Raw genomic sequence first — 17,143 nt, forward strand, 5'->3', positions numbered from 1 at the left:
TCTGTCACCACTTAGCTTTGTTACATTCATATGACGTGTAGGTTGATCAAAAAAAAGACACCAACAAGGAGTCAGTGTCTTTCATTTCGTATATTAGTCTAGAAGATCTTATAGCCATCTCGAAAAATTTTTATGAGTTACTTTGATCTGATTTCGTTCGGCCCAAGCTTTTAACTGTTTCATTATTTCATCTTCATCTTTTTGTGACAGAAAATTAAAGCATAATTTATAAGGAACAAATTTATTCACTTTAGGTCTAATCCCAACTACAGGACTAAAATATCCTTTTATATAAATGTCATTAATCCGCTCTGCTTCTATTCCTAGATCTTCTATTAATATAGATTCCGGTTGAATCTGAATTTCAACAACTCTTCTGATCGTAAATATCCTGTAGACTAAAACAATTGCAACAATGAAACACAAAATAGCCTGACCATAAAGTAAACAAGAAAGCACTAAGTTGTCACTACTTGTATAGCGATAGTTTAGATTATAAATTTGAAATAATTGAATCCCCATTAGCAGACTGATATACACCAGAAGTGGTATTAACGACGGACGCCTCACTCTATAAACCTCTGTATTATCCATGTGCCCCTCCTTTTCTCACGTCCATATAGATTACCATATGTTATAAAAAATGGATATCGCACTTTTCTTCACTTTACTGGAATTTCAATCACCTTATTATATGCTTTCAAATAATGCAATCCTTCTATTAGTAATGACTCAGGCTCACTTTGTGTATCAAATAATAAAGTTCGTTCCTTCATTAGTTTACCGTCCACTTGCTTTGTTTCTTTCTGATTGATCGTTGTTTCTAAAGGCGTATTCTCGTTGTTCGTTTCTATAGACACACCATCCAGCATTACATCATCATCTGAAGCGATTGTTATTTCGATGCCTTGAGAGGTTTTGGAGACATTCTTTACCCATAATTCTTTGTCGCCCAGCATAAGAGGCTTATCACTTATGGAAGTCAGGGAATACTTTCCGTCCAGCTTCTGATATCCAGTAAACTCTTTAACGACTAGCTGCATGGAATGTAGCTCAGTTGGCAATGTGTCGAAGCGAATATCAAAGGTTCTGCCACCTAATGAGGTTTGATTGCCACTACCCAAGATCTCTACAGGGGTTCCATTAACAATTAATTGTACCCCATGTAGTCCTAAATTCACTCGATCAAAATTATCGACATCCAGCTTCCCTTTTATTACAGTCATCGTTGGTGTAGCTGTGATCGACTTGAAGGTAATCGTACCTTTGTCGACTTTAACCTTCTTGTTAATCGATTGTTTAATCTGAGTTTCCATGGCCTCATTAGGGTTATAAGGAAATGTAACTGTTCCTTCGCTCATCTGACCGTTCTCTTCCAGCTGCTGCCAAAAGTGTAACGTTAGTTTTTTCGAAAATAGATTTACGCTGTCAAACGACATCTGTCCTTTAATCTCCGTATGCTCTTCATTGATTAATGATGTACCACTTACTACGTTAGAATCAGTTAAAAAACCACTTATTTTAGAGGGTCTAAAAGCGTCCACAGACATATCCTCTAATCCATTTGGGTTAGTTAACGTGTAATACATAATGAATTGATTGGCGTCCGCCATAATTCCGTTAATGGTAAGTTCCGTCCCATCTACTAACGTAGTCTTCTTGTTGACGTTTTGTCCCATACCTTTTTCATTTAGCTGTTGTAAAGTTGTGCCATTAAGCAACTCATCAAAGCCAAAAAACTGCTTGCCATAATAAGCAAAAGCATTGTAGTTTTGTCCAGATATTACTGTCACCAATAGCACAACTGCCGCGATCTTCCAAATCGGTGCTATTCTTTTCGTTCTTTTTGCGGGAGCCGAATTCAAAGCGTTTCTTAATCTCATTTCTAATTCTTCAGGTGCGGTAATGGACGCTATGTGTGACTTCTCATCAGCTAATCGTTGCTCGACGTTATTGTTCATCAACATCACCTCTGTAATGATTTTTGAGCGTTTGTAATCCATGGTAAATTCTTGATTTAACCGTTCCTATGGAAACCTTAGTAATGTCAGCTATCGTTTGATAATCGAGATCATGAAAATATTTTAATTGAATCGCTTCTCTTTGATGCTCATTTACTTGTAACAACAAGGCCTCTATATCCATTTGTTGTTCACTTCTACGATAAGGATCACTACTCACAGCTTGGTCTAATTCACTATCGTCAACGTTACTCCAATCCTCTAACAGCACCAGCTTCCCGCGCTTATGAAGTAATTGTTTACAGACATTCACCAGAATCGTCTTACTCCAGCTATAAAAAGCTTCCTCTTTCTTTAGTTGACCGATCTTTTCATAAAGCGTGACGATCATTTCCTCCATGGCATCCATTGCATCATGTGTATTCCTCATATAGCTGAACGCTAGCCTATAATAAACGTCTTTTTCAGACATGATTAAGTGGAGCAATGCTTCTTTATTCCCCTTCTTAGCTTTTTTTACCCATCGTGCGACATCCATGCCTTCACCTCTCTCCCCTATAAGAGTTAGGAGTACCTTAAAAAGTTCATTTCCCATAAAAATAATTTTATAGATAAAATCTATGGTTTCATTCACCTAAATGTAATATTAAGGAAAACAAGTCTCTTCTATACCCCAATCTAGTTGATTTTAAACACTTCAAGTAATAGAATGAACTAATCTAAAAGAAAAGGATGGGCATAAGAGATGCCGTTTAAAGAACCTCGTACACTCAGTAAAAGATCCCTATTATTTTTCTCTCTCATTATGCTAGTTAAAAGTTATTTTGCTTGGTATTTTCTCTTTGAAGACGGGCCTACGTGGACCACATGGCTTAAAGAAATCCCTTTTGTGCTTCTAGTCTTTTGCATGATTGAATGGTTCGCAACGAAACGAAAAATTGCCATCTACATGCTGGTCAATGTGTTGATCACTACACTATTTTTCTCACTCATTGTATATCATAATCATTTTGGCATTATTGCTACTTCACAAGTATTAGATCAGGTCAAGCAAGTTGGAGCCGTTAAGAAAAGTATTTTCTCGGTCATGCGTCCGCAATATATGCTTATTTTTGTGGATATCATTGTCATTGGTTTGGTCATGTTGAGAAAACAGAAGGCACTTAATTGGAAACAAGCCATGTCGCGTAAAAGTAACCGGAAAGCGGTTGCGATCTTATTCTGTGTTTCCATCGTCATTTGCGCAATGAATATTTTTCCTAACCGAGCCAGTATGAACGAAACCGTTAAAGCCGAGCAAATGGGCATTCTCAATTATGAAGCTTACTCTCTATTAGCCAATCAAGAAGAAGAACAAATCGACGTCACTAAGATTACACAAGCAGCGATTAACGAGACCAAAGGAATTCAAGCAACCTCAAATCCAGTTCAATTTGGAGCCGCCAAAGGAAAGAACCTGGTCATTCTTCAGATGGAGTCTTTCCAGAACTTCTTAATCAACCTTAAGATTGATGGAATAGAAATCACACCGAATATGAATAAGCTTGCGGCTAGCAGTTATTACTTTCCGCGTTTCTACCAGCAGGTTGGACAAGGAAATACTTCTGACGCCGAATTCATTGTAAATACTTCTTTCTATGTTCCACCTGATGGTCCAGCCACTCAAATGTATGCGCCAAAAGAGCTTCCAAGCTTACCTAAGCTGCTTCAAGCGCAAGGTTATGATACGGCAACATTCCATACGAATGAAGTCGACTTTTGGAACCGTGGCGAGCTTTATACTGCCTTAGGATTTAATCGATATTACGATAAGGAGTACTATGGTGAAGAGGACACGGTATTTTACGGAGCTTCTGATGAGGTGTTGTATGAGAAAACAGCTGCAGAGCTAGCAAGGATGGATCAGAAGGATCAGCCATTCTATTCCCATGTTATTTCGATGTCAGCGCATAATCCGTTCTCGATCCCTGAGGATAAATACAAAATGGCCCTTCCAGAACGATTCGAAGGAACATTAGTCGGAGATTATATTCGTGCTCAAAATTATGCTGACTATGCACTGGGGCTTTTTATTGATGAGCTCAAACAAAATGGGGTATGGGATAACAGCTTGATTGCATTGTACGGAGATCACCGCGGACTTCCTATCTTCTCTCTAAAAGAGGACGATCACGTCTTATTACAGGAAATCCTTGGTCATGAATATACGGAGCGCGAATTAATTAATATTCCATTGATCCTATCAGCGACGGGGATTACAACGCCAAGTGTAAAAGAACAGCTAGGCGGACAAGTGGATATTTTGCCTACTGTATCTAATTTATTGGGTGTTTCTCTTGCGGATCATATTCATTTCGGACAAGATTTATTGAATCAATCGACTTATAACCTACTTCCTCAGCGCTATTATTTGCCAACAGGATCGTTCGTAAATAATGAAGAGCTCTTCCTATCTGGCAGTGGCTTCGAGGACGGTCAGCATTATACCTTATCTGGCGATGGTAACCACGCACAACAAACGACAGAAGATGAGTTCGATCGTGCGTTAGAGCTTCTTCATTTGTCCGATAGTTATGTGACACAATTACCGGATAGAGTGATTGAGGAAAAATAAGCTTATATATATCAAAAACACTGCACTCACCAAATCGGCGAATGCAGTGTTTTTCTATAGTCATTTACTTATTCTCTTACGACCAGTTTTAGAGGTGCGGCGATCAGTTTCTCAACCGTCTTGCCATCTAACACGTCTTTCGCTGCTTGAATTGCTAACTGTCCAATTAATGCAGGCTGCTGAGCAACGGTTCCTGTGAGTTTACCCGCCTCAATGGATTTAAGTGCATCTTCATTTCCATCAAAACCGATGACAGGAATATTCTTACCTGAACTCTGAATCGCCTCTATAGCACCAAGAGCCATTTCATCATTATGAGCGAAAACCGCTTGTACATCTGGATTTCCTTGGAGCAGGTTCTCCATAACGGTCAACCCTTTCGTACGGTCAAAATCGGCAGTTTGCTTCGCAATCACCTCAAGCTGCGTGTCGGCAATTTCATGGAATCCTTTCCCGCGTTCACGGGTAGCTGATGCTCCTGGTGATCCTTCTAGTTCAATGACCTTTGCACCTTTTCCAAGCTGCTCTACAATATATTCTGCCGCCATCGATCCACCTTTTACATTATCTGAGGCAACAAGTGCTTTAATATCTCCCTTATCTGCAGAACGGTCCAAAGTAACGACTGGGATATTTAAGCTGTTAGCCGTCTGAACAACCGTCGAGATTGCTGAAGAGTCTACTGGATTGATTAACAGCGCATTTACACCTTTTTGCATTAAATCTTCAACGTCATTACTTTGCTTGGCTGAATCATTCTGCGCATCGATCACGAGAACTTCCATCCCTAGTTTCTTAGCTTCTGCCAAAACTCCATCTTTAACCGATACAAAGAACGGATTGTTCAAGGTAGATATGGATAATCCAATCTTCATATTCCCCGGGCCCCCGCCACTGTTAGGCTTAGCCCACTCCGGAGGCTCTAAGGAACAACCAGTCATAAGAATCAAGAGTAAGGAAGTAAAAATTAATGTGAGCTTTTTCATGTGGAATCCCCCTTATACGGCTTTCTTACGGTCTATGAGTACAGCAATCGCAATAACGATCCCTTTAACTACCATTTGGTAAAAAGAAGATACGCCGAGCAAGTTTAATCCATTGTTCAGAATCCCGATAATTAGAGCACCAATCAAAGTGCCTACGATACGGCCACGGCCACCTGTTAAGCTCGTACCCCCTAATACTACAGCTGCGATCGCATCCAGTTCATAAGATGTACCTGCTGTTGGTTGTGCCGAGTTCAATCTGGAGGTCAAGATAGCTCCAGCCAATGCGGATAACATACCCGTTAAGGAATAGATCATTATTTTGATGCGATCTACTTTAATCCCTGAAATAATGGATGCTTTCTCATTCCCACCAATGGCATACGTTTTACGGCCAAATGGCGTTTTGTGCAGTACAATCCACAAGACAGCGAATACGATAATCATCGTGATAGCAGGTACAGGTATTCCCAGTAAATATCCACGGCCAAACAATTGGAACGTCATACTGTCTCCGAGACCCGTGATTGGATTACCATCCGTGTATACAAGCGTTAAGCCGCGGAAAATAGTCATAGTTGCCAGCGTAGCGATAAAAGGCGCCATTCTGCCTTTCGTAATCATTAGCCCGTTGACCATCCCCATCAGTCCACCCGCTAAACAACCCACAACAATAGCTAAGATTGGATCCCATCCTGACAACATCAGATTGGCTGTAAAGGCGCTGGATAAGGCTAGAATAGAGCCCACTGATAAATCGATGCCACCCGTCAGAATAACAAAGGTCATTCCAAAAGCGATAAGCGCATTAATTGCGACTTGTCTAAGTAAATTCAGTATATTTAGAGGTTCCATAAAGCTTGGATTCAGCACAGTTACGATAATAATAAGAATGATTAGCCCTAGTAATGGCCCTAATTTCTGCGTGATTTGCCCCATTTGGAACCCTTTTTTTACACTCTCATCTTTGATAGTAGTCATTACTATTGCCCCCCTGTAGCTAACGTCATGATTTTTTCTTGCGTAGCTTCTTGTTGTGAAAGTTCTCCACTGATTTCCCCTTCATGAACAACTACGATGCGGTCACTCATCCCTAGGACTTCAGGAAGTTCTGAGGATACCATAATAATGGCGACGCCACGCTCGGTTAATTCGTTCATGAGTTGATAGATTTCCCGTTTAGCCCCAACGTCGACGCCGCGTGTAGGCTCATCGAGGATAAGAACACTTAGGCCAATACCAATCCATTTGGCGATAACTACTTTTTGTTGATTACCCCCAGATAAATTCCGGACCAAAGTCGATGATGATTGAGTCTTGATTTGCAGCCGTTTAATAAGCATATCCACGAATTCTTGTTCCTTCTTAGCATTGATTACACCCTTAGGGGCGAAGTCGTATAAATTCGTCAGCACCATATTATCTCGAATAGAGAAATCTAGGATTAACCCTTCATCTTTGCGGTCTTCTGTAACAAAGCCGATTCCAGCTTGCATAGCGTCATTGGGATTCCGAATGGTCACCTTCTGTCCCTTCACCCAAATCTCACCTTGGTCTAAAGATTCCAGTCCGAATAAGGTTCTCATCATTTCTGTACGTCCAGATCCCATTAATCCAGAGAATCCTATGATTTCACCAGCTCGCACAGAGAAATTAGCATTTTTAAATTGCCCTTTCTTGGATGCATTCTTAACTTCAAGAACTACTTCTCCAGGTTTAGAAGTTCGCTCAGGGAATCGGTCTGTTAATTCACGACCTACCATCTTCCGGACTACATCGTCAAAGTTAGTTTCAGGAATAGGCTTCGTATCTACGGTTTTCCCGTCCCGCATAACGGTGATTCGATCACATATTGTAAAAATCTCTTCCATCCGATGCGAAATATAGACGATAGAGACGCCTTCTTTTTTCAGTGAGGCAATGACTTCGAATAGTTTCTGTATTTCTCTCTCGGTTAATGCAGCGGTAGGCTCGTCCATGACAATAACTTTTGCATGTGTCATAAGCGCTTTAGCTATCTCAATCATTTGTTTTTCACCTACCGAACATTCCCCCGCCTCTTGGTTCAAAGGAATGGTCACAGAGAGCTTAGCAAACTGTTCATTTGCTAACGCTTTCATCTCTTTCCTATTTAACAGGCCGAATTTGGATGTTCGTTCCTTGCCAATAAACAGATTATCCAGAACCGTCATATCCGGCCACACATTTAGCTCCTGATGGATAAATGCAATTCCATATTGTTCTGCCTCTTTGGGATTCGTAAAGTATTTCTCCTGATCATCTATATGAATCGTTCCTTGGTCACGTTGGTGCAGACCAATCAGAATATTCATGAGTGTAGACTTACCTGCGCCATTCTCACCCATCAGGGCATGGACTTCACCGTCCTTGAGTTCAAAATCCACACCGGTCAATACTCGGTTAGCGCCAAAAGACTTATGAATATCTTTCATCGTAATGTGCATACACTTCGAACCCCCTTCTTATCCAAAATAGACCCCGGCTTGCAGAATGCAGTTTGCATACGGCTTAGCTTCACCCGTGCGAATAATAACCTTAGCTTGCTGGGTTAGTTGTTTAAATTGCTCATGTGAATACGCTTCTATGGGTATTTCCTTAAACTTATTATTTAAGTATTGAGAAGTAGCTTTATTGTCCGTAGCTAATTCTTCTGCCACAATTACCTTTTCGATGACCATATCCTCTGAAATGATATCAACGATATCTTGGAAACTAGGAACCCCTAGTTTAATCGCGAGATCAATCTTCGGAACACCAGGTGGAACTGGAAGCCCAACGTCTGCGATGACAATTGTATCGGTGTGACCTAAATCCGTAAGCACTTTGGAAATATGGCTGTTTAATATCCCGTGTTTCTTCATAGCTACATATTCGCCTCCACCTCTGCTCTTGTTGGCATACCACCTTGAGCACCAAATTTAGTAACGGATAAAGATGCCGCTCGATTGGCAAACTTTACACTATCCAGAATGGAGCTGCCTTCAGCTAACGCAACTGCAAATGCCGCATTAAAAGTATCTCCAGCTCCAGTCGTATCTATAGCATTCACTTTGTAAGTAGGAACCAGAACTTCTTGTTCACCATCATAAAATCGCACGCCATTGCTTCCCTCTGTGATAAACAGCTTGTTGGGATATTTCCGTAAGGCATCAGCAGTACTCATCTTAGGGAATAAAATTGTACATTCATGTTCGTTAGGTGTTAGATAAGCAGCATTTTCTATAATCGTGTCACTGATAGGACGAGCAGGTGCCGGATTAAGCAGCATAGGTACATTAAATTTATGGCAAAGCTCACTTACATAAGATACTGTTTCTTCAGGTATTTCTTGTTGGATTAGCACCATATCAGAGCCTTTAATAACATCAAGCGCTCGCTCAACTAAAGCAGGAGTAACTAAATCATTTGCTCCCTTTACAACGATAATGCTATTATCACCTTCTGCTAAAATGATGTGGGCTGTCCCGCTTTCGGTATGTGTAACCGGTTCCACATTTGTGATAAGAACCCGATTTCTCTTTAGATTATCCATGATCTCCTTACCATAGAAATCTTCACCTACACAACCAACCATCGTAACTTCGGCCCCTAGACGCGAAGCTGCCACAGCCTGATTCGCCCCCTTACCTCCTGGAACGGTAGCGAAGCTCTCACCTAGAACGGTCTCCCCTGCATGAGGCCGCTTGGATGAAGTCACCACCAAATCCATTGAACAGCTTCCAATGACACAAATCTTAGCCATGTTCATCAACCTTTCTTATGTCGTCATCTATGCTTTACTTCTTGTTGTTTCCCGCTCCACAAAGCTGACGGGTAATTGAATGATTTTATCTTCTACCTTATCTTGCTCAATTAACTTAATAAGTAAACCCGCCGCTTCTCGGCCCATGTCATGTGCTGGCTGACGAATAGTGGATAACGAAGGTGACAAAAGACTGCTAAGCGGGATATCATCAAATCCAATAATTTGGAGATCCTGTGGCACTCTTTTACCTAAGCGATGTGCTTCATGAATCACTGCCGTCGCTACGATGTCATTACTGGCAATTACACCGTCTGTATCTATATATTTATCAAATAACTCTACAGCCCATTGTTCTGCTTCTGTGTGGGAGAACGATGATGTCTGGATCACATGATAAGTGATTCCCATCTCATCAAGCACCTCTATCGCACCTTGAAATCGATCCTGCGCCGGTTTAATATGTGCCGGTCCTTGCATCACTGTAATCTTAGTGCTTCCCCGTGCAATGATTTCTTGAGCAGCAAGGCGTCCGCCCTTTCTGCCATCTGCGTATACGGAGGGACTGTCATTAGAAGTACGGTCAAGAAATACAACCGGGATTTTCAAGTTAGAGTAGATATCTTTTTCAGGAAAATTAGTGGATGAGATCATGCCAATGACATTATTTTGGATAAAGGTTTGAATATAATCCAATTCCTTTTCTTCGTTCTCATCGCTATTCCCAAAGATAATGCGATAACCATGCTCCTGCATCCGATCTTCTATCCCACGTGCTAATTGCGGGAAGAATGGGTTCGTAATGTCAGGTAATAGAAGTCCGATTAATTTGGATTTCCGTTTATACAAAGATCTTGCAACCTCATTAGGGGTATAATTCATTTCTTTGATCGCTGCTTCAACCTTTTTTCGAGTATCGATATTAACATAACCAGATTCATTTATAACCCTTGAAACGGTTGCTACCGACACCCCAGCTATTTTTGCAACATCTTTAATCGTCATCATTCATTTCATCCCCCAATGTGTAACCGGTTACATGTATTACATAAATTAGATTATCATAAAACCGTTTTCATTACAAATCTTTTTCTGTTCCAATATATAACAAAAGATATCGACAAGACATCGATATCCTTAAAAAGCTAATAAACCAGCTCACAATCATGGTGTTCCCATACATCAAATAAATTACCATCCAAATCTTCAAAGACAAAAAACTTCCCATATTCTCCTTCATCGCTAATGTTTCCGACTTTCACATCTTCTGAAACTAAATACTGATGAAGGGTTAAGACATCATTTGTAAAGAAAGTGATCACCCATCTTTTTTTATCCCTTACCTCGAAGACAGCTCTCGAATCATGATCACTTTGAGTTAAATATAGGATCGGTCTATTATCCCTAAATAAGCTTAAGTTGCCTTCTCTCCGATCCCTTATATTAAAGCCAAAATGTTTCACAAACCAAGCTGCAGACTTCTCTAAATCTTCTACAGGAATCACATTATAAGCAATCCCTAGGATTCTTCCTACTTCCATTGAATCCCCCCCAAGTTGCTGATCCGATTTAATGACTTCAATCTGCAAATCGATTTAATAGTTTTATAGTATTGAAATGCATCCCTTCATGGTAAAGCGTGAAATTTATGAATTCTCCGATAGTATTTAATGTTAATCCACTACCGGTTGTAAGAGGGGTCACTTGCTCACTTAAGCGATTGTTCATAGCTTCCCTGATACGTTTGGGTTGCTCCGAAAGCATCTCGATTAACACTTCAAGTGTTGGTGGCTTCTCGCTCCACTCTGCAGGTTTTGTCCCTTTCGCAAATAATCGTTCAAAGCTTTCCGGCAATTGCATAAGCTCCCTAGCGGAATGAAAAGCAAACTTCTCTTGCACCAAATAAATATGTCCCAAGTTCCATCTGATGTTGTTATTGAAACCTTCTGGAATGATATCTAGCGTTTCCTCGGAAAGCTCTTCAACTGCACGAACAGTAACACTACGCACAAATTCAATTTGTTTGAACACGATTGTATCCATCATAACCCCTCCCCATTTTTCATCCATAGTTTACCATAAGATTATCTTCAATTTCCTAAAAATGATTATATATTTATTGATATTTGCTTCATGACGAGCTTAATAAATGACTGAATATAACTCACCTTAAGCTCCTTCTTTCTGTAGCCCATCCATATCGAATGATTAGAGACTACATTTTCCACATCAACCTTGGCTAACGTCCCCTGTTCAAGATAAGGCTTAGCTAACAAAGCGGATACAAAACTAACCCCATACCCGGCAATCACAGCTTGAATAACCTCATTCACTCCATTAAATTGAAGCTCAACTCTTGGCTGTTTTACCTTTTTTTCTTCACATATTCGAACAAGTCTCTCTCTAGCTGCACTGCCTTCCTCTCTCATAATAAATGCTTCAGACATCACTTCTTCAAAGCTAACCTGCTGCTTAGCAAAAGGGTGCTTAGAAGCGACCACGAACACATACTCGTCCTTGTATAACTCCCGATATTCAAATATGTCTGTATGATGCGAAGGGAACTCCATATCACTGTAAATCGCCACGTCCGCTTCAAAGCTTTTTAATTGTTCCATCACTTCCTGAGAATTAGTAGTAGTGATTTGAATTTTTACTTCCGGAAAAGATTGTTTGAATAATGACGCCCACCTCGGAATGAGGATACTTGTAGCCAGATAATTACCTACGATCCGAATTTGACCCTCAGGAAATTTGTGATGATTCTCAATGATCTGCTGTACTTGTTCACCCATGGCAAATAACTTCTCAAGGGGATCGATCAGTCTTTTTCCAATCGGTGTAAGTACCATCCTCTTTCCTTTGACCTCTAATAATAAAATTTGATTCTCCCGTTCAAACTTACGGATCTGCGCAGATATAGCGGGTTGACTGATATGTAAACGTTCAGAAGCTTTGGTCACACTGCCTGTTATCGCCACGTAGTAAAACAATTTTAATACATGAAAGTTCATCGTGATATCTTCCTAACCATATAAAATAAAATCATTATTCAAGAAGCTTCGTTTCTTACTATAACCATACATTATGGATCCTAACTATTATATATTGTTTATTTATATTTTTTTATCCTATACTTACAACTATTCATAAGGGAGGTTTCGTTAATGAAAGAGACAGTATTATTCTTAACCCGGCATGGACAAACCGAATGGAATTTGCAACAACGGATGCAGGGGCATCAAAATTCGGCACTTACAGCGTTAGGTGAGCAGCAGGCTGAATGGTTGAGAGATCGTTTGGAAGGCGAAAATTTAAGTGCAATTTATTCTAGTACTAGCCCAAGAGCATTGCATACTGCGCAGATTTTACGGGGGAAGCGGAGTTTATCCATTCAACAGGATGCTTCTTTAATGGAAATTAACATGGGCATCTGGGAAGGAATGAACACGGATCAGATTGAACAAGATTATCCTTTACAATACTCTCATTTTTTCAACAGACCTGATCTATATCTCCCTCTAGCTTCAGGGGAAACCTACAGTCAGCTTGAGCAAAGAGTAACGCCGACTATGGAGCATATAATTAACAATAACGAAGGACTTGAGGTGCTTATTGTCACTCATCGGATAACGTTAAAAGTTATAATGGCTCATTTTCTCAATAAATCATTGCAAGAGTTAGGGGAAATGCCGGATATTCTCTCCACAGCCTTATGTAAAGTAACGCTAACTGACCATCATACTACCATTGATCTCTACGGCGATACTTCACATTATCTTTGAAAAAAAGCCCCACGAAACGTCCACATTATTAGGTAACTGCAAAAAAAGGTAACTCCGATATAAACGGAATTACCTTTTTAGACTTCAACATTACATCTCTACACTTTTGATTACAAAGCTACGGACCTTCATCCATTTTCCTGAAATGAATTCGTCAATCGTTTTCGTCTTCGGTCTAACACAAAAACGATGCTTGCTCCCTTTATCAAATCCCACCGCTTCAAAAATTAAAGCGTCACCTATTTGCTCCTTAAAGAACACTTGCTTCAATCCCAATCTATTTAACATTTCAAGCTTTACACTCTCAATATACGTACGTGAATATTCCTTAGACATATGTGTTCCTCCTAGTAGTGGTAGTAATATTATAAGATCAATATTAAGAAAATCAACCAAAGATCACATAATCATTATCCACAACCGTCTAAACCGGGATACATCTCATCACCTCAATAAGAAAAAACCAACCCATAGTCGATGGGTTGGCTTCTACGTATGAGATGATTACAAAATTATTTAACTTCTGTTGTTCCAGTCACTTTTCCGTCAATCTTTGCAGATGCTTTCAGATCCTCGCTTGTGAAGTATAGGTTACCGTCAATTGTTGCGGTTTCAGGCAGAGTAAATCCTTTCGCTTCTACATAAACATCGCCTTTAATCGTTCCGCCTTCAACTTTCAAATTTTCACTTTGTACAGTAAACTTTGGTACGGTTAATGTATAACTGGCAGTGATCTTATGATCAGCGTCTTGTGAGTAAAGGGCAATCTTACGATAGATGTCGCCATCAGCGGCTCCTTTATCATGGAATTCTCCAGCTACAACAACCTCTTCAGGAATCGTTACATCATTTAGAATAGCTACAATCCAGTTTCCATCTTTGCTTACAGCTTTAGTAAATGCATCTGCTTGATTCACAATCGAAGCAGTAGTGACTGCATCTGTCTGCTCAGCAGCTGGAGCTGAAGTTGCCGCCGAGTTAGTTGCTTTATCCTCGTTTGCTCCACAACCAGCCAATACCGCTACCGAAACCCCGGCTACCAAAATCATTTTAAATAGTTTCATTTCGATTCCCCCTAATTTTTATTATAAATTAATTATATATTAAAATTCTTAATAATTAAGTGAATGATTTCACAAATTTGTGTCAGTATATAAAGCGATTTCATTGTTCTGTCTCGTCTGGATTAAAATTTGTTTCCATGAGAACACCTCTTCTCGCTGACTTATTTAGGTTCTTAAATCTATTTACCCAAAATATAAAAATCATCACAAGGAAGAGTATGTTCATAGAAAAGTTAACAGTTTATCAACTAGTTAAATGAAATAAAAAAAGCTAGAGCACACACAGCGCTCCGCTCTAGCTTGGTAGCTCCACCTTAGATACGTTGTCTTTAATCTCGTCACTGCAAAATTTCAATCTCAGCAAATTGAGACAGATCATCCAGAAACTCAGGATAAGAAACAGCGATACAACCACAATTCCGAATAATAGAAGGCTCTTCCATACTACTAGCTAGAACGGCGGCAGTCATAGCAATTCGGTGATCACCATAACTATCCACGACTGCAGGCGAAGGACTACGACCACCAAAGATAATAAGTTCATCTTCATCATAAGAAGTCTCGAGTCCAAAGGCTGCTAAAAGCTTGGCAGTTGTCTCCAATCGGTTTGTATCCTTATCCTTCAGCTCCCTACAGTTCCTAATGACGGTAGTCCCCTCAGCGAATGCTGATACTACAGCTAACAATGGAACCTCATCGATCAGACTCTGTACTTTTTCGTTGCCTTCCACATGTACGGAGGTTAGCGTTTTTCCTGTAGTGCAGTAGAGATCCGCTATTGGCTCACCAGATATTAGCTGCCTTTCCCGATGTAGCTTCAGATCCAACCCCATCTCTCGTAGCACGCTGACGAATCCAAACCGAGTTGGATTCACACCTACATCTCTGATCCAAAGTTCCTTTTTACGATCCATACTACGAATCGTAAAAGCTGCTAGCAAAAATGCAGCGGAAGACAAATCGCCTGGAACAATCACATCTTTCGCTGCAAAGTTATAACCACCTCGGATAGAGGTAACGTTATTCTGGATTTCAATATCAATTCCAAAATATTTCATCAATCGTTCCGTGTGATCGCGACTCTGGCACATTTGTCGATAGCTACTTGTTCCATCTGCATAGAGACCCGCAAATAGAAAGGCTGATTTCTCCTGTGCGCTAGCTACTGTTGCCTCGATATTGATAGGGCTCAATGGGAACCTACCGTTAATCACAAGCGGAAGGTAGCCTTCGCTTTCGAGATAGGTGATCGACGCTCCCATTTCTATCAGCGGTTGTGCCACCCAATCCATAGGCCTAGTAGTTAGAAGTCGATTGCCGGCTAGCTCGACTGCAAATGGATGACCTGCCAGAACAGACATGATAAGTCTCGCAGATGTAGCAGTATTCCCGATTTCAAGTCTGGCATCAGGAATTCTTAATGATTGTAGCCCCAATCCATAGACAGTTAATGCATTACCATTCCATGCAAACGTTACACCTAATTGGCGCAAAATAGCGATACAACTCTCAATGTCACGAGATCGCAGTACATTATGAATAACTCCCTTCCCTTCCGCAATGGCGTTCATCATAATTGCCCTCTGAGAAATAGATTTATCCCCAGGAACCGATGCATATTTGAATGAATGCTCGTCCAACTTCGCGCTTACCCTCAAGTCAAATTTTGTTGGCAGTTCGGTTTTGTTCCGTACCAATTCCATTCCTAATCACCTCGTCATCCGAGAGTATTTGCGAATATTTCATATCTCTTCCAGGAGCAAGCGGGATTTTTCGGTCACCTTGCGCAGCGTAGCTACGGTAACGCTGGCGCTTGCGCTCTAAGCCAAGGTTGTTATCGAATGTGTAATCAACCAACTCGATCGCATTCCTGCGCCTCGCTAGTTCAATCAGCTTTGCCCCCATCGCAGTTCTTACCATCACCGTAGAGGAGGCTTTTACTGACACTCCAGTTTTGCTGGAATCAAAAATATTCGGGTCCCCATCTGAAATGGAAATATCAGCTATTCCAGACCACCAATCGGGGCAGGATAAGCAGCGGAATGTCTTGAATTTCTTGAACTCTTCTACCAACCTGTAAAACGGCAGCGAATGTTCTTTGCCATCCCGTGTTCTGACCACAAACTGTCCCGGATATTCTCCTTCTCGGTAGCGCATAAAGAGAACATCCTCTAGCTGAACTCCCAGAATTCCAGCAATCAGATGTTCGGTTCCAGCCAAAGATGTATTCGAAGCGCAACCCAGTTCAATCGTAAAGGCTACCTTACTAGCCAGGAAAGAGGTAGGTGTGTCCTCTGGTAAGTTGAGTAATTTATTAATGCCTTGAATTTGACAGGGAACACCGATAATTCCAATTCGCTCATACCGGGAATCATTCAACAAGTGAAGATTGGGGGTGATGCAATAACTCGTTTGCGCACATTCGATAATTTTATCCACTGAATCTGCAATAAACGCCTTCGGAACCCAAGGCTTTTCTTCATCTCTACCTACAACGATAACCGCATCCGCGACTTTCTCTTCCAGGGCCGTGATAGCCAAAATAGTGCCCGCTCCCCCTGCTGCTGCTCTTCCGAGAATATCCGGATCTGCTGCCGATAACTGATGAGTAGAAATATATACACCTGTCCAGCGTTCCGACTCGGAGCGGTTACGACCAAAGATTCGGAGCTCAGATTCCATAACGCCGGTATCATAACCCGGACAGACCTCGGTACAAAGCGTACAGCTTCCGCAGCTATCCATGGCTAGCTCCACGATACCTTGAAATATAGGCAGAGGAACCGAGTCACTACTCATCGATAGAAGACCCTTAGGACATACGGCGGCACATAAACCACAGGATGTGCAGAGATTATGATCAAGAATCTCTTCCTTCAAGGTGATAAAAGACGTCATAACGGTGCCCTCTTTTCTATAGAGTTTGGAAAATTCGACCTTAAAGTTCCTCACTGAATCCATTGTCTTGGA

General features: G+C 40.9%; 18 protein-coding genes. 2 read left to right on the forward strand and 16 right to left on the reverse strand.

Annotated features, from left to right (window positions below):
- Positions 1–108: 108 nt before the first annotated feature.
- The 3 genes from NSU15_RS19480 to NSU15_RS19490 all read right to left on the reverse strand — a co-directional run bounded on the left by NSU15_RS19480 (position 109) and on the right by NSU15_RS19490 (position 2,499).
- On the reverse strand, positions 109–594 hold the full coding sequence (locus tag NSU15_RS19480; protein WP_076120707.1) for a hypothetical protein: 486 nt from the start codon (positions 592–594) through the stop codon (positions 109–111).
- A 68-nt stretch (positions 595–662) separates the two neighbouring features.
- A complete protein-coding gene (locus NSU15_RS19485; RefSeq protein ID WP_339287326.1) occupies positions 663–2,003 on the reverse strand; it encodes a DUF4179 domain-containing protein in 1,341 nt (446 codons plus the stop codon).
- Positions 1,951–2,499, reverse strand: a complete 549-nt coding sequence (locus NSU15_RS19490; RefSeq protein WP_339291401.1) for a sigma-70 family RNA polymerase sigma factor — start codon at positions 2,497–2,499, stop codon at positions 1,951–1,953. Before NSU15_RS19490 ends, NSU15_RS19485 begins: the two co-directional genes overlap by 53 nt.
- 267 nt (positions 2,500–2,766) lie before the next feature.
- Between NSU15_RS19490 and NSU15_RS19495 the strand changes: the two genes are divergently transcribed.
- Positions 2,767–4,575: an LTA synthase family protein gene (locus NSU15_RS19495; protein WP_339287327.1), complete on the forward strand. Its 1,809-nt coding sequence runs from the start codon at positions 2,767–2,769 to the stop codon at positions 4,573–4,575.
- Between the two features lie 68 nt (positions 4,576–4,643).
- Here the strand turns inward: NSU15_RS19495 and rbsB are convergent, their stop codons facing one another.
- The 9 genes from rbsB to NSU15_RS19540 all read right to left on the reverse strand — a co-directional run bounded on the left by rbsB (position 4,644) and on the right by NSU15_RS19540 (position 12,338).
- Positions 4,644–5,561: a ribose ABC transporter substrate-binding protein RbsB gene (gene rbsB / locus NSU15_RS19500; protein WP_339287328.1), complete on the reverse strand. Its 918-nt coding sequence runs from the start codon at positions 5,559–5,561 to the stop codon at positions 4,644–4,646.
- A gap of 12 nt (positions 5,562–5,573) precedes the next feature.
- Positions 5,574–6,542 carry a ribose ABC transporter permease gene (gene rbsC / locus NSU15_RS19505; RefSeq protein WP_060622866.1) on the reverse strand — a complete coding sequence of 323 codons (969 nt, stop codon included), beginning with the start codon at positions 6,540–6,542 and terminating at the stop codon, positions 5,574–5,576.
- Between the two features lie 2 nt (positions 6,543–6,544).
- Positions 6,545–8,026 (reverse strand): sugar ABC transporter ATP-binding protein, encoded by a 1,482-nt coding sequence (locus NSU15_RS19510; RefSeq protein ID WP_339287329.1) that lies wholly within the window; start codon positions 8,024–8,026, stop codon positions 6,545–6,547.
- Positions 8,027–8,044: 18 nt separating this feature from the next.
- A complete protein-coding gene (rbsD, locus tag NSU15_RS19515; protein WP_042129253.1) occupies positions 8,045–8,443 on the reverse strand; it encodes a D-ribose pyranase in 399 nt (132 codons plus the stop codon).
- Between the two features lie 2 nt (positions 8,444–8,445).
- Positions 8,446–9,324, reverse strand: a complete 879-nt coding sequence (gene rbsK / locus NSU15_RS19520) for a ribokinase (RefSeq protein ID WP_076120712.1) — start codon at positions 9,322–9,324, stop codon at positions 8,446–8,448.
- A gap of 27 nt (positions 9,325–9,351) precedes the next feature.
- Positions 9,352–10,332 carry a LacI family DNA-binding transcriptional regulator gene (locus NSU15_RS19525; protein WP_042129257.1) on the reverse strand — a complete coding sequence of 327 codons (981 nt, stop codon included), beginning with the start codon at positions 10,330–10,332 and terminating at the stop codon, positions 9,352–9,354.
- A 137-nt stretch (positions 10,333–10,469) separates the two neighbouring features.
- Positions 10,470–10,865, reverse strand: a complete 396-nt coding sequence (locus NSU15_RS19530; RefSeq protein WP_076120714.1) for a VOC family protein — start codon at positions 10,863–10,865, stop codon at positions 10,470–10,472.
- A 37-nt stretch (positions 10,866–10,902) separates the two neighbouring features.
- Entirely contained in the window at positions 10,903–11,394 is a 492-nt protein-coding gene (locus tag NSU15_RS19535) for a DinB family protein (RefSeq protein WP_339287330.1), read from the reverse strand.
- Between the two features lie 38 nt (positions 11,395–11,432).
- Positions 11,433–12,338 (reverse strand): LysR family transcriptional regulator, encoded by a 906-nt coding sequence (locus NSU15_RS19540; protein WP_076120715.1) that lies wholly within the window; start codon positions 12,336–12,338, stop codon positions 11,433–11,435.
- Positions 12,339–12,491: 153 nt separating this feature from the next.
- Between NSU15_RS19540 and NSU15_RS19545 the strand changes: the two genes are divergently transcribed.
- Positions 12,492–13,109 (forward strand): histidine phosphatase family protein, encoded by a 618-nt coding sequence (locus tag NSU15_RS19545; protein ID WP_076120716.1) that lies wholly within the window; start codon positions 12,492–12,494, stop codon positions 13,107–13,109.
- A gap of 90 nt (positions 13,110–13,199) precedes the next feature.
- Here the strand turns inward: NSU15_RS19545 and NSU15_RS19550 are convergent, their stop codons facing one another.
- From NSU15_RS19550 to NSU15_RS19565, 4 genes are all read right to left on the reverse strand, one after another.
- Positions 13,200–13,445 (reverse strand): hypothetical protein, encoded by a 246-nt coding sequence (locus NSU15_RS19550; protein WP_042129265.1) that lies wholly within the window; start codon positions 13,443–13,445, stop codon positions 13,200–13,202.
- A gap of 176 nt (positions 13,446–13,621) precedes the next feature.
- The gene (locus NSU15_RS19555) at positions 13,622–14,173 is read right to left on the reverse strand and encodes a polymer-forming cytoskeletal protein (RefSeq protein WP_076120717.1); all 552 of its coding nucleotides are present in this window, start codon (positions 14,171–14,173) and stop codon (positions 13,622–13,624) included.
- A 338-nt stretch (positions 14,174–14,511) separates the two neighbouring features.
- Positions 14,512–15,876, reverse strand: coding sequence for a 3-phosphoshikimate 1-carboxyvinyltransferase (gene aroA / locus NSU15_RS19560; protein WP_339287331.1), 1,365 nt, complete (start codon positions 15,874–15,876; stop codon positions 14,512–14,514).
- On the reverse strand, positions 15,833–17,071 hold the full coding sequence (locus NSU15_RS19565) for a Coenzyme F420 hydrogenase/dehydrogenase, beta subunit C-terminal domain (RefSeq protein ID WP_339287332.1): 1,239 nt from the start codon (positions 17,069–17,071) through the stop codon (positions 15,833–15,835). Before NSU15_RS19565 ends, aroA begins: the two co-directional genes overlap by 44 nt.
- Between the last annotated feature and the right edge of the window lie 72 nt (positions 17,072–17,143).

The organism is Paenibacillus sp. FSL E2-0201, from assembly GCF_037963325.1.
Lineage (GTDB): Bacteria > Bacillota > Bacilli > Paenibacillales > Paenibacillaceae > Paenibacillus_AQ.